Annotated in this window: 17 protein-coding genes; all 17 read left to right on the top strand. The window is 45.2% G+C overall.

Features of this window, described 5'->3' with window-relative positions; translation table 11 throughout:
* Nucleotides 1–249: 249 nt before the first annotated feature.
* The 17 genes from GMES_RS09190 (at nt 250) to GMES_RS09110 (ending at nt 18,623) form a co-directional block, all read left to right on the top strand.
* Nucleotides 250–1,182 carry a type IV pilus biogenesis protein PilM gene (locus GMES_RS09190; protein WP_033185162.1) on the top strand — a complete coding sequence of 311 codons (933 nt, stop codon included), beginning with the start codon at nt 250–252 and terminating at the stop codon, nt 1,180–1,182.
* Complete coding sequence (locus GMES_RS09185) at nt 1,179–1,790, top strand: PilN domain-containing protein (protein WP_006992376.1); 612 nt, start codon at nt 1,179–1,181, stop codon at nt 1,788–1,790. Before GMES_RS09190 ends, GMES_RS09185 begins: the two co-directional genes overlap by 4 nt.
* A 46-nt stretch (nt 1,791–1,836) precedes the next feature.
* The gene (gene gspM / locus GMES_RS09180; RefSeq protein WP_006992375.1) at nt 1,837–2,517 is read left to right on the top strand and encodes a type II secretion system protein M; all 681 of its coding nucleotides are present in this window, start codon (nt 1,837–1,839) and stop codon (nt 2,515–2,517) included.
* A gap of 1 nt (nt 2,518) precedes the next feature.
* Nucleotides 2,519–2,869 carry a hypothetical protein gene (locus tag GMES_RS09175; protein WP_006992374.1) on the top strand — a complete coding sequence of 117 codons (351 nt, stop codon included), beginning with the start codon at nt 2,519–2,521 and terminating at the stop codon, nt 2,867–2,869.
* Nucleotides 2,859–4,511, top strand: a complete 1,653-nt coding sequence (gene mshL, locus GMES_RS09170) for a pilus (MSHA type) biogenesis protein MshL (protein ID WP_006992373.1) — start codon at nt 2,859–2,861, stop codon at nt 4,509–4,511. Before GMES_RS09175 ends, mshL begins: the two co-directional genes overlap by 11 nt.
* Nucleotides 4,512–4,515: 4 nt before the next feature.
* Nucleotides 4,516–5,424: an ExeA family protein gene (locus GMES_RS09165; RefSeq protein ID WP_006992372.1), complete on the top strand. Its 909-nt coding sequence runs from the start codon at nt 4,516–4,518 to the stop codon at nt 5,422–5,424.
* On the top strand, nt 5,421–6,542 hold the full coding sequence (locus tag GMES_RS09160; RefSeq protein WP_006992371.1) for a tetratricopeptide repeat protein: 1,122 nt from the start codon (nt 5,421–5,423) through the stop codon (nt 6,540–6,542). The genes GMES_RS09165 and GMES_RS09160 overlap by 4 nt, the downstream gene beginning before the upstream one ends.
* Complete coding sequence (locus tag GMES_RS09155) at nt 6,539–8,467, top strand: GspE/PulE family protein (protein ID WP_006992370.1); 1,929 nt, start codon at nt 6,539–6,541, stop codon at nt 8,465–8,467. The genes GMES_RS09160 and GMES_RS09155 overlap by 4 nt, the downstream gene beginning before the upstream one ends.
* Nucleotides 8,460–9,677, top strand: coding sequence for a type II secretion system F family protein (locus GMES_RS09150; RefSeq protein WP_006992369.1), 1,218 nt, complete (start codon nt 8,460–8,462; stop codon nt 9,675–9,677). Before GMES_RS09155 ends, GMES_RS09150 begins: the two co-directional genes overlap by 8 nt.
* Nucleotides 9,678–9,680: 3 nt before the next feature.
* A complete protein-coding gene (locus GMES_RS09145; RefSeq protein WP_006992368.1) occupies nt 9,681–10,193 on the top strand; it encodes a hypothetical protein in 513 nt (170 codons plus the stop codon).
* Between the two features lie 18 nt (nt 10,194–10,211).
* On the top strand, nt 10,212–10,850 hold the full coding sequence (locus GMES_RS09140; protein ID WP_006992367.1) for a type II secretion system protein: 639 nt from the start codon (nt 10,212–10,214) through the stop codon (nt 10,848–10,850).
* A 103-nt stretch (nt 10,851–10,953) separates the two neighbouring features.
* Nucleotides 10,954–11,523, top strand: coding sequence for a prepilin-type N-terminal cleavage/methylation domain-containing protein (locus tag GMES_RS09135; RefSeq protein ID WP_006992366.1), 570 nt, complete (start codon nt 10,954–10,956; stop codon nt 11,521–11,523).
* A gap of 83 nt (nt 11,524–11,606) precedes the next feature.
* Nucleotides 11,607–12,173: a prepilin-type N-terminal cleavage/methylation domain-containing protein gene (locus GMES_RS09130; protein ID WP_006992365.1), complete on the top strand. Its 567-nt coding sequence runs from the start codon at nt 11,607–11,609 to the stop codon at nt 12,171–12,173.
* Nucleotides 12,163–12,732, top strand: coding sequence for a type IV pilus modification PilV family protein (locus tag GMES_RS09125; protein ID WP_033185171.1), 570 nt, complete (start codon nt 12,163–12,165; stop codon nt 12,730–12,732). Before GMES_RS09130 ends, GMES_RS09125 begins: the two co-directional genes overlap by 11 nt.
* A complete protein-coding gene (locus tag GMES_RS09120) occupies nt 12,732–13,571 on the top strand; it encodes a PilW family protein (RefSeq protein ID WP_006992363.1) in 840 nt (279 codons plus the stop codon). The genes GMES_RS09125 and GMES_RS09120 overlap by 1 nt, the downstream gene beginning before the upstream one ends.
* Entirely contained in the window at nt 13,561–14,001 is a 441-nt protein-coding gene (locus tag GMES_RS09115) for a pilus assembly PilX family protein (RefSeq protein ID WP_006992362.1), read from the top strand. The genes GMES_RS09120 and GMES_RS09115 overlap by 11 nt, the downstream gene beginning before the upstream one ends.
* Nucleotides 14,001–18,623, top strand: coding sequence for a LamG-like jellyroll fold domain-containing protein (locus tag GMES_RS09110; protein WP_006992361.1), 4,623 nt, complete (start codon nt 14,001–14,003; stop codon nt 18,621–18,623). Before GMES_RS09115 ends, GMES_RS09110 begins: the two co-directional genes overlap by 1 nt.
* Nucleotides 18,624–18,783: the final 160 nt, after the last annotated feature.

The following is an 18,783-nucleotide window of genomic DNA, read 5'->3' as shown; positions in this document are numbered from 1 at the left end:
TTAGGTACGTTTAATTACCTAAAAAAAGGGGCCTTACGGGCCTCTTTTTTTTAGCCGATTGTCTAATTGTTTACGATTCGCAATGTCGCTATTGTCTCCTATACTGATGCGAAATTAAGCTACAACTTCTCAAGTTAACTTATTGGTATGGCTAATAAATCGTGATTAAGGTAGCGGTTTATATTGCTGGTGCTTTATCCTAAATTTTGCTGTAATAGCAGAGCAATGTAACAAGATATGAATTAAACAATGCGAATTAGCTGGCGCGAGTTTATAAAGCAATACTTTAGCAAACCATCAAAATTTCACTCGATTGGAATTGAGATGGGTGATGCTGAATTGCACCTTAATGTCATCCAAAAAAAATCTGGGGTCTACCAATGGGTAGATCAACATACTTTGCCTATGCAAGATTGGGCGAAACATTTGCAAGAATACGTAGCGAACAATAATCTAGCACGCACCCCTTGTTATATTGCATTGGGGTTAAATAAATATCAGCATTTTCAAATAGATAGGCCTGAAGTGGAAGAGCAAGAAATTGCTTCCGCTCTCAAATGGCAAATTAAAGAACAGCTCACCAGTACAGATGAGCATGTCTTTGATTACTACGACCACCCAGCCGTGATTGGCGGTAAAGAAAAGGTTAATGTGGTCGCCATTAGCCGCACCCACATTAACGGGATAATCAAAGGTATTACCCGAGCAGAGTTAAAACTCAATACCATTACCATAGAAGAGTTGGCAACCAGCGAGCTTCTGCCAACGGATGATGATGCTGTTCTGACTTTATTCCAAGAGAATGGCGGCCAGATAAATTTAAATATTATTAAACAAGGCAAGTTATTCTTCTCACGGCGTTTAAAAGGCTATGAAAACTTGGCTAGCTTCTCGTTAGAGGAGTTTCAGATGGGGATGGGAGATACCTTGAGTGTTGAAATTCAGCGCTCCATGGACTATTTCGAGAGTCAACTGCGCCAAGCACCCGTACGCAAGATTGTCGTTCACCTCAATTCAACTATCCAACAAGAGCTGGCGAATATCATTCAAGAGCTGACTTTTATGCCTGTGACCGTCATGGCACTGCCTTTGGCTTCACCCCAGCCAGATAAAACGGTCAGTTTAGCAAGCTTAGGTGCTGCGTTGTCAGATGTTAGATTGGATACAGAGGCTGCACAATGAAGTCTCGTATCAATCTCTATTTACCCGAATTACACCCTAAGTTAGAAGTGTTGACGCTGTCGTTCGTACTGACTATATGGGCAATTTTATTCACGATTGTTGGGCTGGTTTACTATTATGACTATAGTCATGGACAAAGCGTAAAAGCAGACTTAATGGCGATTGAAGTGCAAAAGCAGCAGGTCGAGGACCGACTCGTTGAGCTAAACGAAACATTAGCGAGTCGCACGAAAGATCCTAAATTGCTTGCGGCAATTGAGAGTAAGCAGCTAGAAGTGAGTTTAAAGCAGCGTGTAATTGATGAGTTATCTGGGCAAGAGCAGTTTAAATCGAATGGTTTTGCAGGTTTGATGTCGGGGCTAGCAGAGCATCACTTAGACGGGCTATGGTTAACCCGAATTCAATTAGATGAGAATCAAGTTATGTTGGAAGGAGGGGCAACCGATTCATCGCTTATCCCTCAATGGATGACGCAATTGAGCTTAACAGAGCGCCTAAGGGGCCAAGAATTCTCTACTACTAAGCTGTATCGCGACCCAAATCAACAGTTGATGTTTACCCTTGGCACCAAAGCAATAAGTGACTTACAAGCGGAGGAACAGCCATGAGCCAAGTGGTTATGCGCCGAGCAGTCATGAATCAAGGAGCTAAGAAGTGAAGGAAAGGTACGATAAACTTTTCGCTCAGTTTCTCGCCATTACTCAACGCGAACAACTACTGATTCTACTCAGTGGTGTGGTTGTCATTGGTATGGTTGGTTACCTGTTATTCATCGAGCCGATGAATGAAGCGGTCACCCGGGATGAGCAGAATATCGCTTCTGTGCGTAATCAAGTGCGCAGCGTTGAAGCACAAATCGAGGTCAGTGAGTATGCGTTTAATAATGACCCCAATGAGCAGTTGGTGGCGTCGCTAGATAAACTTAAGCAAAGAAGCCTTGATTTAGACACAAACTTACAACAAGAAACGGTCAATTTAGTGCCGCCTAAGCAAATGCCGTTACTACTGGAAAAAGTGTTGGCGGAAAGTAAGGGCGTTACGTTAATCAGCATGCAGTCAATCCCCCCAACGCCCGTGCTTAACATAGGTGCAAAAGACAGTGACACTGAAATCATTGCTAACGAATTACTAGATATTAACTTGTACCGCCACGGTGTGCTTTTGTCATTAAAGGGCAGTTACTTTGATATTCAACGTTATTTAACGCGCATTGAAAATCTTAGGTGGCAGTTTTATTGGAAACGCTTTAATTACGTGGTCACTGGCTATCCGGACGCCTCGGTTGAAGTTGAGCTGTATACTTTAAGTACCAGCAAAGCGTTTATAGGAGTCTGATGTGCATAGAAACATAAAAACTATGCTGGCTGTTTTTGCTATGACATTGGCTTTTACGAGTGTCGCGACCGGTCAGGTTTTAGCAGATCCAACCCGCCCATTTGATGCCGTTCCCAGCACTTCAGCTAGAGGGGAAATAGCCGATACATTGATACTCAGCGCCATATTTATTAATGGTGATCACAAGCACGCCATTATTAATGGTATGAATGTTAAAGAAGGGCAGGACGTGGCAGGAAAAACACTCATCTCGATCCGTAAAGGTCTAGTTATATTGCGCGGCGCCAAAGGTTCGCAAGAACTTTATGTCAATCACTCTCAATTTATAAAAGATGCAAATGATGGATTTTAAGCTCATTACGCTAAGCGGATTTCTGCTGGTTTTAGTCGCTTGTCAGGCAAAGCATGATACTACGCATTATGAAAAATCGCTGGACGCCGCAATTGCTGACACTGAAAAGACAGTTAGTCCTAAAAAGCAAGGTGTACCTGATTTACCTGATGCCGTTCATCAAACGTTAATGCCCAAATCTGAACAAGCTGACAAAGCGCTCTTTGGTGAACCCAAATTTGATATTAATGCTCAGCAAATCGATGCGGTGAGTTTTTTCGCTGGTATCGTTGAAGATACGCCCTTCAGCGTGGCTATTCATCCATCTGTGTCGGGTTTGATTACCTTGAATTTGAAGCAGGTCACGTTAGAGCAGATCTTCGATATCGTCACTGAAATATATGGTTACGATGTGCAGCGCAGACAAAATATTTACCGCATTTATCCCTCTGGCATGCGTACAGAAACGTTTGCCGTGAATTATCTGTTGATGAAACGAGACGGGGCGACGCAAACCAGTATTACCTCTGGTGGTGTATCACAAGCGCAGGACAGCAGCAGTAGTAGCTCAGGTAGCTCGCAAAACAGCTTTAGCGGTAATTCCTCTTCCGGTAGCTCAAATAACTTAAATTCAGGAAATAATGGGAATGGCACCAGTATTTCCACCAGTACTGAAACCGATTTTTGGAAGGATTTACTGGCTTCATTGCAGGTCATGATTGGCGCAGAAGAAGGTCGTAGCGTGATGGTGATGCCCCAAGCTGGGTTAGTGACTGTGCGCGCAATGCCTAATGAAATACGCTCTGTTAAAGAGTTTTTGGCAATATCAGAAGAACATGTACAGCGCCAAGTTATTTTAGAGGCACGCATTCTCGAGGTGTCATTAAGCGATGGTTATCAGCAAGGTATTAACTGGACAGAAGTGTTAGCCAATAGTGGCAGTACTGACTTTCAATTTTCCAGCACTGCAGGCAGCTTAGGGGATGCTATTTCAGCGTCGTTGGGGGGTATTACAAGTTTATCGTTCGTTAATAAAGACTTCAGCGGCGTGTTGAACTTATTACAAACCCAAGGCAATGTGCAGGTTTTGTCTAGCCCGAGAGTCACGGCGATCAACAATCAAAAAGCGGTCATTAAAGTGGGTGATGACGAGTACTTTGTGACGGACGTATCCAGTCAAAGTACAGTGACCGCCGCGACGAGTTCCACCACACCCAATATTGAACTGACACCCTTCTTTTCCGGTATCGCGTTAGACGTAACCCCGCAAATTGATGCACAAGGTGGGGTGCTATTGCACGTGCACCCATCTGTGATTGAAACCGAAGAACAGGAGAAGGTTGTAACCTTAAACGAAGAGCAGTTCGTACTGCCTCTTGCTGCAAGCAACATCCGTGAATCAGACACAATTATTCATGCTCGCTCAGGTGAAATAGTGGTTATCGGCGGGCTCATGCAGTCAATTATTTCTGAAACAGAGTCAAAAACGCCATTATTAGGTGATATTCCGCTACTGGGTAATTTATTTAAGAACCGCCAAGAAACAGAAACCAAGAAAGAACTGGTTATCTTACTTCGACCCACTGTGGTAGGTGCAGACACGTGGCGCCAGCAGTTAATCCGCAGCCGTAATCAAATGGCTGACTGGCTGCACGTGGATTAACTGTATGTATTTATACCACTACGGTATAAAGGAATTGCCTTTTACCTTAACCCCTAATACCAGCTATTTCTTTGGCTTGCCAAGTCACAAAGAAGCAATTGAGGTGCTTCTCACTGCTATTAAAACAGGTGAGGGGTTTATCAAAGTGACCGGCGAAGTGGGGACGGGTAAGACGTTGATCTGTCGCAAGTTACTTAACGAACTTCCAGAACACTTCGTCGCGGCATATATTCCGAACCCTTATTTAACGCCAAGTGAATTGCGCCGCTCTGTAGCCGCTGAACTTAACGTGACATTAAGCGAAAACGCTGATCAACAAGAGTTTACTCAGCGTATCCAACGTCGACTGATTGAAATTAACCAACAGAATCGCGGAGTCGTCCTTATTATTGATGAGGCTCAAGCATTGCCGGTAGAAAGTATTGAAGCACTGCGTTTAATCACTAATTTAGAAACTGAGTCGCGAAAATTATTGCAGGTAGTGCTGTTTGGTCAACCAGAGCTAGACGACAAACTTGCCCTACCTGAGTTGCGTCAATTAAAACAGAGGGTCACTTTTTCCTATGCGCTTAAGCTCATGAATGCTGACCAGCTGTTCCAGTATGTGCGTCATCGCATGTCTGTTGCCGGATATAGAGGAGGAGATATTTTCTCTAACCGAGCGTGCAAACTATTGTTTAAAGCCAGTAAAGGCACTCCGCGGATCGTGAATGTGCTATGCCACAAAGCGTTGATGTTGGCGTATGGTGAAGGCAAACAACAAGTGGAAATCAAGCACGTGAAATTAGCCATAGCAGACACGGAAGCAGCTTATAAAATGGGCTTCGGTATGGGTAGAGTATTCGTGGTGACATTACTTGCTATCTGCATTGCACTGGCTGGTTATATCGCATATCAGAGGTTTACCTTATGAGTGTGGTGAACAAAATGCTGCAAGATCTTGAGACTAGGCAGACTGCACCTGATGCAGTTAGTGCGGACTATCAGCCACCACAGCGCAGTACAACAAGATTGGCATGGTTGATTTTATTGATGGTGATTGCGTTGCTCTTCGCCGCAGTGACATTTATGTGGCCTGCAGCGACAGATGATGTATCTAGTGAGGACACGTCCAGTAACATGATTAATCCTGCATTAAGGGATATGGCTGTAGTTGAGCCTAATGAGCCTGACACGCAGGCAAAAGGCGACATGACTTGGCTTGAACCGCCAGATAAGGCAAACGTAGATTTTTCTACAAGTAGTCAAAAGCAGCCAGAAACAAATTCACAGGTGCAAGCGGTAACTGAAATTGACAAGAAGCCAGAGACGCAAGTTGCACAGTTGCAAAATGTTGAATCAGTGGAAGTTGGTCCAGCCGCTGTCGATCCTCAAAGTGACATGAGAACACCCTACGTTGCAGCAGAAAAAGTGATACCGCCCAAAGCGTCATTTAGTAAGAAAGCCAATCGAACTCAAAATGCGCAAGCGGGATTAAAACAATCTATTAATCAAGCTTTGCGAGACGGCAAAACATTGATCGCCATTGAAGGGTTGCAACAGTTGCTAAGCCAAGAGCCAGATAACCTGCGCATTCGCAAGAAGTTGGCGTCCTTGTTGTTTGCTGAAAATCGTATGCTAGAAGCACAAGCCTTGCTCAACGAAGGGTTAGCAGACTCACCCGAGCTTCACGATTTACGCTTAATGCTCGCCAGATTACTTGCTCAACAAAACCAACAAGCTAAAGCGTTAACCCTATTGTTGGAAGTCTCGCCTTCTTTGGTACTGCACAGTGATTACTATGCATACCGGGGAGCGCTAGCACAACAGACTGAACACTATGCTCAAGCACAACAAGATTATCAAAGACTCGTCAATGCTGAACCACTCAAGGCTAAGTGGTGGTTAGGATTAGGCATCGCCCAGGACAGCGCAGGTGAAAATAAACAAGCGTTAATCAGTTATCAAAAAGCAGACGACGAGCAACAGTTGTCACCGCAAGTGATTACGTTTGTACGTCAACGATTGAAAGAATTGGTTGGAATAGAATGAAGCCTAAAGCCAAAATTCGCTTAGGGGATCTTCTTGTACAAGAAGGGATTATTAGCGAAGAACAATTGATGCAGACCCTTTCTGCACAAAAGCAAAGTGGCCGTAAGTTAGGTTACATGCTGATTGAACTTGGCTTTATGACCGAGCATCAGCTTCTTACCTTTTTGTCTCAGCATTTGGGTGTGCCACTAATCGATGTAACTCAATATCGTGTGTCGGTAGAAGCGGTGTTGCTGCTACCAGAGGTTCAGGCGCGACGTTACAGAGCGTTGGTGCTTGACGATAAGGGCGATCATCTACTGGTCGGCATGAGCGATCCTGCTGATTTGGCCGCGCTTGATATTTTATCTGGCGTGCTACCTAAACCCGTTAAAGTCGCTGTTGTTAGTGACGCGCAATTGTTCCAAGCGTACGATCGTTTTTACCGTAGAACGGAAGATATTGCTTCTTTCGCCCAAGAGTTAGCGGAAGAATACCAAGATGATGCAGAGTTTGATTTCGATACAGGCGTTGACAATGAGCAAGACACTGCCGTAGCCCGTTTATTGCAATCGATTTTTGAAGATGCACTACAAACCAAAGCGTCAGATATCCATATCGAGCCAGACAGCGAGATGTTACGTATTCGCTTAAGGGTTGATGGCGTGCTGCAAGAAAACATTATCAAGGAAAAGAACATAGCCTCAGCTTTAGTTTTAAGGTTAAAGCTGATGTCTGGGCTGGATATTTCGGAGAAACGCCTTCCACAGGATGGGCGGACGAATATGCGTATCAAGGGCCACTCCATCGATGTGCGGGTCTCTACTATGCCGGTACAAAATGGTGAATCAGTGGTGATGCGATTGCTCGACCAGTCAGCTGGTGTACTGTCTCTCGAGCAAACTGGTATGCCAGCGGCCTTACTAAAACGCTTTCGTGTACTATTGAAACGCCCCCACGGTATGATTTTGGTTACCGGACCCACAGGCTCTGGTAAAACAACCACCCTTTACGGCGCGTTAAGTGAGTTAAATCAGCCTTCTGCTAAAATTATTACAGTCGAAGACCCAGTCGAGTACCGCTTACCACGCATCAACCAAGTGCAGACCAATAGTAAGATTGGCTTGAATTTCTCCAATGTTTTACGCACAACGCTAAGGCAAGATCCTGACATCATCATGGTGGGGGAAATGCGAGACCAAGAAACGGCGGAAATTGGTCTTCGAGGCGCTTTAACGGGTCACTTAGTGTTATCAACTTTGCATACTAATGATGCTATCAGCAGTGCGGTACGTTTGCTCGATATGGGGGCCCCAGGGTATTTAGTGGCGAGTTCTTTACGCGCTGTTATCGCCCAGCGCTTGGTGCGTAAAGTCTGTGAAAGCTGCAGTGAGGCATATCAACCCACACGTGAAGAATCATTGTGGTTGAAAAGTATCGACTCTCAAGTGGCCAACGTGACGTTCCGCCGCGGCCGTGGCTGTCAAACCTGCAACAATACAGGCTATCGTGGTCGAGTAGGTGTGTTCGAGTTATTAGAAATGACAGAGAGCATGATGAATGCATTGAAAACGAATGACTCCGTTCAGTTTGGCCAAGCTGCACTTCACAGCCCTGGCTTCGTGCCTTTAGCAAAAGTCGCATTAACGTATGCCAAAATGGGCATCACCACAGTTGATGAAGTATTGAAACTGATTGAAATGGTGGCTGATGAGCAAGCTCGCGCGACAGAGTCTGAGTCAGGGGAAGAGCCAGAAGAAAACAATGAACTTGAAATGACAAACATTCAATCCAGCCAAACCGTATCGCCTGGGGGTAATGCAGAGTCTGGGGCTGTGCCAACTTCAGGGACTAGTCGTGCGCAAAATATACCAACTTCATCAAGTGGCGAGTTTTCATTCGAGCTAGAGCCTCGCGACAATGGCCCAGGTAGTAATAATGGCTAATTTCACCTACAAAGCCCGTAACGCCAGCGGTGAACTCGCCTCAGGCAGCCTAGAAGCGAGTGATGCCTCCAGTGTGGCGCAAATTTTACTTGGCCGAAAATTCACTCCAATTGAAATAAAAGAAGTAAGTGATTCTGCTAACGTGTCTCTGGATTTATCCATATTCACTCCGAACATTAAACTTGAGGATTTGGTTATTTTCTCGCGCCAAATGTATTCGCTGACCAAATCTGGCATACCGATCATTCGCTCAGTGAAGGGCTTGGCAGAGACCTCGAACAGTGAACGCATGACAAAAATTTTGAACGATGTGTGTGACCAGTTAGAGCGAGGACGCACGCTATCTTCAGCCCTGCATCGGCATAACAAAGTTTTCGGTCAGTTATTTGTTAGCATCGTGCACGTTGGGGAAAATACCGGTAGGCTGGATGAAGCCTTCTTGCAATTGTCAGACTATATGGAGCGCGAACAAGAAACCAGAAAACAAATCAAAGCGGCTACTCGTTACCCAACATTTGTTATTTTGGCTGTCGTCGCCGCTCTAATTATTATGAATATATTTGTGATACCAGTCTTCGCCAATATGTTCTCTAGCTTTGGTGCTGAGCTGCCATTAATGACCCGCGTATTATTATCCACCTCAGATTTTTTCATTACAAAGTGGCCGCATATGTTGATAGGCATTATCGTGGCAATATATTTGGTTTCTAGGTACATCAATACGCCCAAAGGGCGCTATAACTGGGACCGAGCCAAGCTGCGTTTACCTATTGTCGGGGGCATATTCGAGCGCACTTTACTTAGTCGTTTTGCCCGCAGCTTTTCTATGATGTTGCGCTCCGGCGTTCCATTAACCACTGCCCTAAATTTAGTTGCAGATGCGGTCAGTAATGCTTTCATGGCTGATAGGATCGTGAAAATGCGCAAAAACATCGAAAAAGGTGAAAGCCTTTCACGGGTAGCAAGCTCAAGTAAAATGTTTACTCCTTTGGTGCTACAGATGATCAATGTAGGTGAAGAAACAGGCCGAGTAGATGAACTGCTCGGCGAAGCCGCCGAGTTTTACGAGCGTGAAGTGGATTATGATTTGAAGAGCCTGACCTCTAAAATCGAGCCTATTCTTATCATGGTCGTTGCCGCTATGGTGCTGGTACTGGCCTTAGGCATCTTTACACCCATGTGGAACATGATGGGAGCGATACAAGGTTAAGCTATGCGCAGAAATGAAGCCTCTGATGAACGAGAACGTAGCCTCTTTAGCAATTTGATTGTCGTGGTCGTGTTCACCTCGCTTATCTTGGGGTTTATCGTTTATTTCAATGACAGCAGTCCAAGTATTCGCAAGGTAGCGCTGCAGAACTTAGTAGAGCAGTTCACTAAAAGTACTTTGAATGCGCATTGGCAGTGGCAAAATGAGGGTAGGCCTAGCAGTATTTTGTTGATTGAGTACGATACGCAGGGTAATGAAACAGGTAGACACCCTCTGGCGATGAGCCATCTGGGTTGGCCTAGATTAGAACCAACAAGCATGGGGTGCGCGGCTTTATGGCGAGACGTACTGGATACAGAACTAGAAGTTGAAGGGTTCAAAATGTACGCTGAATTTTATGATGGCGTGCAAATAAACAATAATGCTCTGTCATCAATCTGTCGATACAGATTATCAACAGGGCCTTATTTTGAGTACAAAGTGTATACGGGACAGGTTTCCAAAATAATAAGTTAACCTAATGGGTAAAGAAATATGACGAAATTAGCTAAATCACAGCGCCAAACCTTTTCAATGCTTAACGCTCAGCGCCAGCAAGGGTTTACCTTAATTGAGTTGGTTATAGTCGTGGTTATTTTAGGTCTATTAGCTGCTACTGCCTTACCACGCTTACTTGATGTGACTGAAGAGGCTGAAGATGCCACTGTTGAAGGCGTAGCAGGTGGCTATGCAACAGGTGTTGGCTTAGTGCGAGCTCAATGGGAAATTGAAGGGCGGCCGAAGGAGAACTTTGCAACGAACCTGAGTTTTGTGACTATCGACGATATTCGAATCGGCGTTGATCAGGACACTGGATACCCCACAGGACAACTTGATACCGACAGCAGTACCGAAGATACTCAGATAAGTTTGTTAGATTGTGAAAGTATTTTTAATTTAATCATGCAAAGCGCGCCGACAATTTCATCTGATTGGAATGAGCGCCCGTTTGATGACCACCGCTATTTTACTCGCCAAAGCGAAGGAAATGGTTCTGGGGGAAATGATCTTTGTTATTATTATTTAACCCAAACGATAAAAAACGATACCAATGAGCCTGTTGACAACACGGCTGGTAATGGTTTTATATACGATCCGCGCATCGGGCAAGTGATTGTTTTTAGTAATAATTAGTCAATAATTTGACACGCTACCATTTGCTAATGGCCTAGGCCAACTCAAGTGGTTAAAATAAAAAAAGTTTAGATTTTCATATTTAGCAAGTGGGAGAAACATTATGCAAAGCAGCAAACAACAGGGTGGTTTTACCCTTATTGAATTAATCATTGTTATCGTTATTTTGGGTATTTTGGGTATTTTGGCGGTAACTGCAGCGCCTAAATTTTTAGATATTCAAGGTGATGCCCGAGCATCTGTTGTAAAAGGGATGGAAGGTGCAATGCAGTCAGCCAGCGACATTATTCATGCTAAATCTCTACTTGATGGGACAAATGCATCAGCAGCAGCAACCCTGGCGCTGAAAAACGGTGATAACGTGCAAACTGATTTCGGATATGCTCTTCACGATTGGGATCTTGCTTGGATCAATATGCTTGACGCAAATATTGAAGAATTAACCAGTGGAGCTTGTACTTCTGAATTTTGTGTTGATGAATCTCAGGATATAGGTGCTGATCTTACTGCAGATGGCTTCACGACTTTGCCAACCCAGAGCAATGTGGCGCTAATCGTTTATCCAAACGGTACAACGAATGCTGGGGCTTGTTATGCCTACTACATTCATAATGAAGCAGCTACAGCTGAAGGTGAAGAACCAACGATCGGCAGCATTACCACTGGCTGTTAAGCTGGTTAAGCCGCAAGAGTGTTAGTGATTAGCCAAATTTAATTTGGCCTTGCTTTTCCGGCTTCCTGTTTGGAGTAAAATGAATGAATACGTTGGGCAGCAAAAACATATTCCCCGTGAATGCTGTGCAACGTGGTTTCACCCTTATTGAGCTAATAGTGGTGATCCTTATTATTGGTATTCTGGCTGTATCCGCAGCGAGTCGCTTTGATAGTACCGGCTATGCTGAATACAGCTATCAATCACGTTTATTATCAGCGTTACGCGCGATGCAACAACGCGCGATGCAAGACACGCGAAACGGTTATTGTTTCCAAATTAACTTTAATACTACCAATCCTAGCTATGGGCCGCCCACGCTTAGCTATCGCAATAATACCCCTGCTGAACATACTGCGACTTGCGCAACTACCATTAATTACGCCACACCTGAATTCCTGCGCACCAGCAGTGGTGAAATCGCTGCTGACGGTATTGGCATGAACACGTTAGACACAGGAAATGGTGCATTTAATTGGATACGATTTGATAGCCTAGGTCGCCCATTGACAAGTGCTGGTAGTTGCCAAGCCACTTGCCGCATAACCTTCCAAGGAACGCAATCCCCGGCCGTTTGCGTAGAAAGCGAAGGGTATATCCGTGAGTGTTAAACGATCCACTACCCAGCTCAGGCTGAACGTAGGTTTTACGCTAATAGAACTCGTAATAGGCATGTTGGTTTTCGCTATCGCGATGACGTTCTTTATCGGTCTCATTGTTCCCCAAACTACCCGTAGTATTGATCCTATATTTCAAGTCAGGGCGACGGAGCTTGCCCAGTCACTTATCAACGAAATCAGCAGTAAGTCCTTCGATGAGCATTCCAGTCGTAATGCCAGTGAACGATGCGGAGATGGAACAGCTCCAGCCTGTACGCTGCCAAATGCCCTAGGCCCAGACAGTGAAAGCAGAAGTGCGTATAACGATGTGGATGACTTTGAGGGTCTAGATGAAAGAGACGGCAATATTCTTAGTGCAACAGGCAGCACAATAGGTATCAATGGGCGTAACTTATATCAGGGATTTCGGGCCAGCGTTTCGGTCTTTTACGATGCTGATTTAGACGGATCAAACGATGGTGCTGTGGGTGCAGCAAAACTTATCACCGTAAGGGTAACCACCCCTAGCAGCGAGGAGGTTGTTTTTTCGACCTATAGGTACAACTACTGATGGCCTCACGTCATACGTTACACTTACAAAAAGGCTTTACCTTGGTTGAGCTGGTCACAGTGATTATTGTGCTGGGTATTGTGTCTATTGGTGTCACCAGTTTTATTCGCTCTGGTGTGCAGATTTTCAATGATGTGAGCGAGCGAGACGAACTGTTAAGTCAAAGTCGTTTTGTCATTGAGCGCTTAAATAGAGAGTTGCGCAGTTCTGTACCTAATAGTGCTCGCGTCAAACTAGAAAATGGCGCCCAGTGTATAGAGTTTGTGCCTACAATATGGGCTACTTATTACACGCGCTTACCATTGGCGCCCTCTACAGAGCGAACAGTAAACACGGTAGAATTGGGCGATGTTAATAACCAGTTTTCAATCGCAAATGGCGATATGGCAATTGTCTATCCAACCGATAGCAATGATGTTTATGACGTTAATGAAAGCAAACGGCGTACAATTTTATCCTGCACTGACAGCGGTGATGGTGATTGCACTACAAATGATAGCGCTGAGCATTTAGCCGCCTTAACCGTCGATGGTGCATTTGCCGATGTGTCTCCTGCCTCACGATTATACATAGTGCGAAATGCCGTAAGTTACTGCATACGTGGAGGGAGCATGTTTAGACATCAAGCGTCGATAGTGCAGAGTCAGACAACGTTTACTTCGGGCGGCACCTTAATGGCTGAAAATATCGTCAATGATCTCGCCAATTCGGAGCTGCCATTCACCGTACAAAATGCCACCTTGAATCGAAATAGCTTAATACAAGTCTTGCTCGCGTTTGAGCTAAACGATGAAATAATCAATCTTAGTAGTGATATTCATGTGCCCAATGTCCCATAAACGTCTTTGCGTTGAGCAACATCGCGGCCTAAGAAAACAGCGCGGTAGCATGTTGGTTATCGCGCTGTTTATCATCATCGTTTTGGCGATTTTGGGTTTAGCTATGCTTAGAATGCTAGCGGCCTCTGCCGATAGTGTTGTCAGTGAAGTGTACGGTCAAAGAGCGTTAAACGCGGCAAGAGCAGGCGTAGAGCGCTCTATTGCTGCAGCGTTTCCTGTCGTTGGGGCAAGTAATTGCATGGCCTCTGATAATTTTACCTTCACCAGTACCCCAGGCCTTTCTAACTGCGGATATCAAAGCAGTTGTTCCGTGGTCTCGGTTGTAGACGATGGTGACAGCTACCAATATTTTAGGTTTACTGCTCAAGGGCAATGCATTGCAGGTGACACTGTGGTCAGTCGCAACGTATCGGTTGACGGGATCCAGTAATGAAAGGGATAAAAGCGATAAGAGCGATCCAAACCCTTAGAGGCTACTTAAGTTCAATCATTTTGCTCTTGCTTTTAAATGTACTCTGCTGTTCGCAGGTACTCGCCGACACGCTATGCTCAGACACCGAAACATCACGTGCTCGCGGGGAGTTAGTTGATTCCGGCGGGGCAAATGGTGAATATGCCAATAATGAGCGCTGTGGGTTTACTATTCGTGCTCCTCAGGGAGGGGCTATTACCCTCAGCTTTTCTGATTTTAATTACGAAGAAAACTATGACTATTTTTCTGTATATGATGGTGAAAATGTCAGTACGCCACTTTTAGGAACTTTCAGTGGCTCAAACCTTCCGTCTGCATTGGTTGCTACATCAGGCTCCATGTTTATTGCGCATAGCACCGATGCCTCAATTGTAAGGCAAGGCCTAAGGGCTACTTGGTCCATCAGTAGTAATAGTTGTAGTACCGAAACCTTCAATATGGCTGATAACTTTCCATCTGCCAGCTACAGTGCTTCTTCAGGCTCTGCGCCTTGGAGCTCAGATTGGCTAGAGGCTGGAGAGTCTGATGGCCCCTCTTCGGGTTATTTGCGCGTCAATAACTCACTTTGTTCTGCTGGAAACTGTTTGCGCTTAGGGGTTGTCGCATCTGAAAACCCGCGTTCTTATGGCGCGCGATTCGTGTACCGAAGGTTGGACTTATCAGATGCCGTTACTGCTCAACTTAACTTTAATTACAGTGTCGGTCATAATGCAGGGGAATCTTTAGTAAGGCTTGGTATCTCTACCGATGGTGGCAGTACTTGGAGGAACTTAAGAGATTACACAGTCACCGCCAGCAATTTTTCTCGTACAGCGCAAAGTTTCGATATTAGCGAATTTATTGGCAGTAATGTTGCCATTGGGTTCCAAGTCAGCGGGCAAAACTCTCGATCTGGTTTTTATGTCGATGATATTAATGTCAGTGCGGCAAAGGAGGAGGTTTGTGACGGCCCGGCGATAGCCTTTTACCAGTTCGAGCAAGAAGAATGGGCGACCGCTAATAGCGTCATTGATTCTTCAGTGTCTGGATATGATGCATCTCCACTGGGAGATGCCTTTCCTACCTTCCCCAGTACTCAAAAATCCTGTCAGGTGATGAGTGTACCGAAAAACACCGATGCCAATATTAGCGCGGGCATAGATACTGAGCTTCGAGTAGATACTGACATTGGTGACAAGGGCACAATCTCTTTTTGGTATCGCAGTGCATTGGCGTGGAGTAGTGGGACGGGGAGGCAGCTTTTCGATGCCTCGACTTGGGTAGGGAATGCAAACTCTAAATATTTTAATCTTAGCCTACGCAATGGTACCTTACGTTTTGGCCTTGAAGATATTACCGATGATGACGCTGCTACCAGTGTAGGTGGATTAACCTTTGCCGCTTATGAGTGGGTGCATATCGCAGTGATCTATGATTACAGCAAAGATAACGCTGAAATTTTTATCAACGGCAGTCAAGCCAGCCAAACATCCGCTCTAGGACTCAACGGCAGCATGCCAGTGCTTGACACTTTATACATAGGAGATAATCGCAGTCTGTATAATTTTGCTGATTCGCCCGCTAACTCAGCGGACGGTGAATTCGATGACGTACGAATCTACGACTACGCGCAAAGTCAGAGTCAAGTCAATACAGATCTAAACAACGTTTCCCCCTGTGCTGCGGCTCCTGTTGCGATTTATGAGTTTGAGCAAGTAGAATTTAATGGTAGTCAAAGCATATTAGATAGCACAAGTAACCAGCGCCATGCATCTCCTTTGGGGGATGTGCTTTCTGTGTTATCAACGGCGCAGGTTTCCTGTCGATATGCGGACGTACCAATGAACACAGCTGCAGCGGTAATAGATACTATTGATAGCGGGTTTTCACCGAATGATATTGGCCAAGCAGGGACGATATCCTTTTGGTATCGAAGCAATGAAGATTGGTCGAGTGACATTGCACGTCAGTTGTTCGATGCTTCTACCGATGCCGGAAACTCAAATTCCACTGCGAAGTATTTTTACTTAAGCCTACGTGCATCCACTTTGTATTTTGGTTTAGAGGATATCGACGATAGGGACGCAGAAGCCACTGTTTCTGGACTTAATTTCTCCGCTGGTGAGTGGGTGCATGTAGCCGTTAGCTATGATTATGCGGCAAAAACAGCTGTTATTCATATTAATGGGGCTGAGGCGGGCCGGTCGAATAGTTTAAATGTAAATAATAGCATCGCCCAATTTAACACTTTGTATTTTGGTGATAACCGCTCGGACTATATTGTGACGAACATGACAGCGAACTCGGCCAACGGCCAGTTTGATAATATTCGAGTTAATGCTTATGTGCAAAACAGCGCAGAGATTTCCCAAGACATGAACGCTATCGCCACATGCCAAGCTATTAATCATTATCAATTGGAGCATGACGGTCAAGGATTAACCTGTGAGGCAGAAAACATATCTATAAAAGCCTGTGCAGATGAGAATTGCACTCAATTGTATACAGAAACGAGCAGTGTACAGTTAGCACCAGATAGTTGGGGGGCTGGGAACCCGTTAGTGTTTACTGGCGAAATTATCAATACACCTCTGGCAGTGTTAGAGCCCGAAACCGCTACGTTTGACATAGTTCGTGCCAATCCAGCTGCGCCTTTGCGCTGCTTAAATACCGGGTCAGGCATAGCAGACTGCGACATCAATTTTGTCGATGCCGGCTTTGAGTTTATCGGCGAGACAGTGACTGATAAATTTTTGCCTGATCAATTGTCACAAGCCAATTTTGTTGGGGCAAATTTGCGCGCAGTTCAAAACGATAACGGCGTATGTAAGGCATTATTACAAGGGCAGCAAGATGTCACTTTGGGGGTGAACTGTGTTTCGCCAAATCGTTGCTTAACTGATTTCAGTGGTATCGATGTGAGTGCTTCACCAGATGGTGAATCCACAGGTATTGTCTCTCTTACTTTTGACGCTGACGGTGTGGCCACATTAGAGGCGTTTAATTACGCAGATGCAGGGCGGGTGGGGCTGCGAGTCGCTGCTGAAATAGATGGGGTGTCAATTACCTCAGGTGATACCAGTGTAGATATTGTCCCTACAAAATTAACCTTGGCGGTTGCGCCGCCAGCTCTCATTTATACTGACACTGATTTCAATACTTATCCGTCAAGCGCGGATACAGACGTTTACCCTGCAGGCGAAGAGTTTACCTTAAATATTACCGCCTATGGGGTCTTAGGGGATATTCCAATGCCCAATTATCAGCCCAGCGAATTGCAAATAGCGGTTGAGCGCATGTTGCCTTTTGAATCAAATGCAGCCGAAGGTACATTAGTCTTTGGGGACGGCGCCAGCGTGATGAGTAATGCAATTAAACAGTTTGCAGACACGCCTGCATTAACCTTCGTTACGGGGGAATACAATTATCAGGCAACCTACAGTGAAGTGGGTGTTATTCGCCTAGATGTTCAGGATAGCGACTACCTGAGTGATAACAACAACCCAACAAGTGTCATCAGTAGTCAAGATCCTATTACTCTGGGGGAGTTCACCCCAGCTTACTTTGACGTTCAGATATTAACCGCGCCAGAGTTGGTCAATCAATGTGGTAACTTCACTTATATGGGTCAACCGATTTCTTTTTCGCCGAGCACTCAAGTTGAATTAATTGCTATGAGTGCCCTAGGTGAAGTAACCAAAAATTTCATTAACGGCTATTGGCGTTATAGTCCAGATACCGCAGCAGCTGTAGTGATAGAAGATGCGTCAATTCATGCTGGCGCGAGCCCAGCTGTGACGCGCATTACCGATGCAGCTTCGACCACAATCACCGCACCTAGTGCGTTCACTGGCATCACCTTAATAGACGTGCTGGATGGTACATTTACTTATGAAAAAACCACCACGGATTTTGCCGCTTATCCTTTGCTAGAGCCTTTTGTCGCCGCTGTGGACATGACGTTTCTAGTAACTTTTTTAAGCGCGGATAATAACGTGTGTTATCAAAGCGATTACCCGATTTCAGGATGTGAAGAATTTAGCATTAGTGCTGCAACAGGCAGTGATATTACAGGAGTAGACGTCAATGTCCGCCACGGGCGTTTGGCGCTTGGGCCTAACTTCGGCCCTGAAACAGATTTCCTGATCCCCCCAGTAAGCGCAGAGCATTATCTAAATGGTCGCTGGCAGTTTAATCAGGAAGACAACTGTACAAACATTGATTTAACTGAAAGTTCTGGGCAAATCGTGCTAAGCGCCCAAGGTAGTAACGATATCACCGGGCAGATTGACTCAGTAACTAGCGCTGGCACTTTAATCGGTGGAGAACTATTAGGTAATGCTAACTTTGCCTTAAGGGGCAGTGCTGCAGGTAATGGCCCAGGCGTGGCTGGTGTAGTCGAAGTCTCTTTAGATCCAGGCGTGGGTAACCCAGCTTGGGCACAATACATGAACTTCGATTGGAGCGGAGATGGTTTTATTTGCTCAGACTTAGCCCTGTGCTCAGGCGCGACGGGTGTTGATGGCCCAGCTTCTATAATAACCTTTGGCCTTTACCGCGGAAGTGACAGGATCATTCACTGGCGGGAAGTGTTCCATTAACGGCTAGAATTCATGGAACAATAAATTTAGTTAGGCTCGGCACTTTCTATTCGGTGTGTGGTCACACCTAGATCTATTTTCAGTAGCGAAACGACTATATTTGTCCTTTTTTGGCGACTTGATAAAAATTTGTTAGCTAAACCTCAATTAAACTAAGGTT

Source organism: Paraglaciecola mesophila KMM 241 (assembly GCF_000315015.1).
In the GTDB taxonomy this organism is placed as follows: Bacteria; Pseudomonadota; Gammaproteobacteria; order Enterobacterales; family Alteromonadaceae; genus Paraglaciecola; species Paraglaciecola mesophila.
Note: the sequence above shows the minus strand (reverse complement) of the source record. Positions and strands in the feature narration are given on the sequence as shown.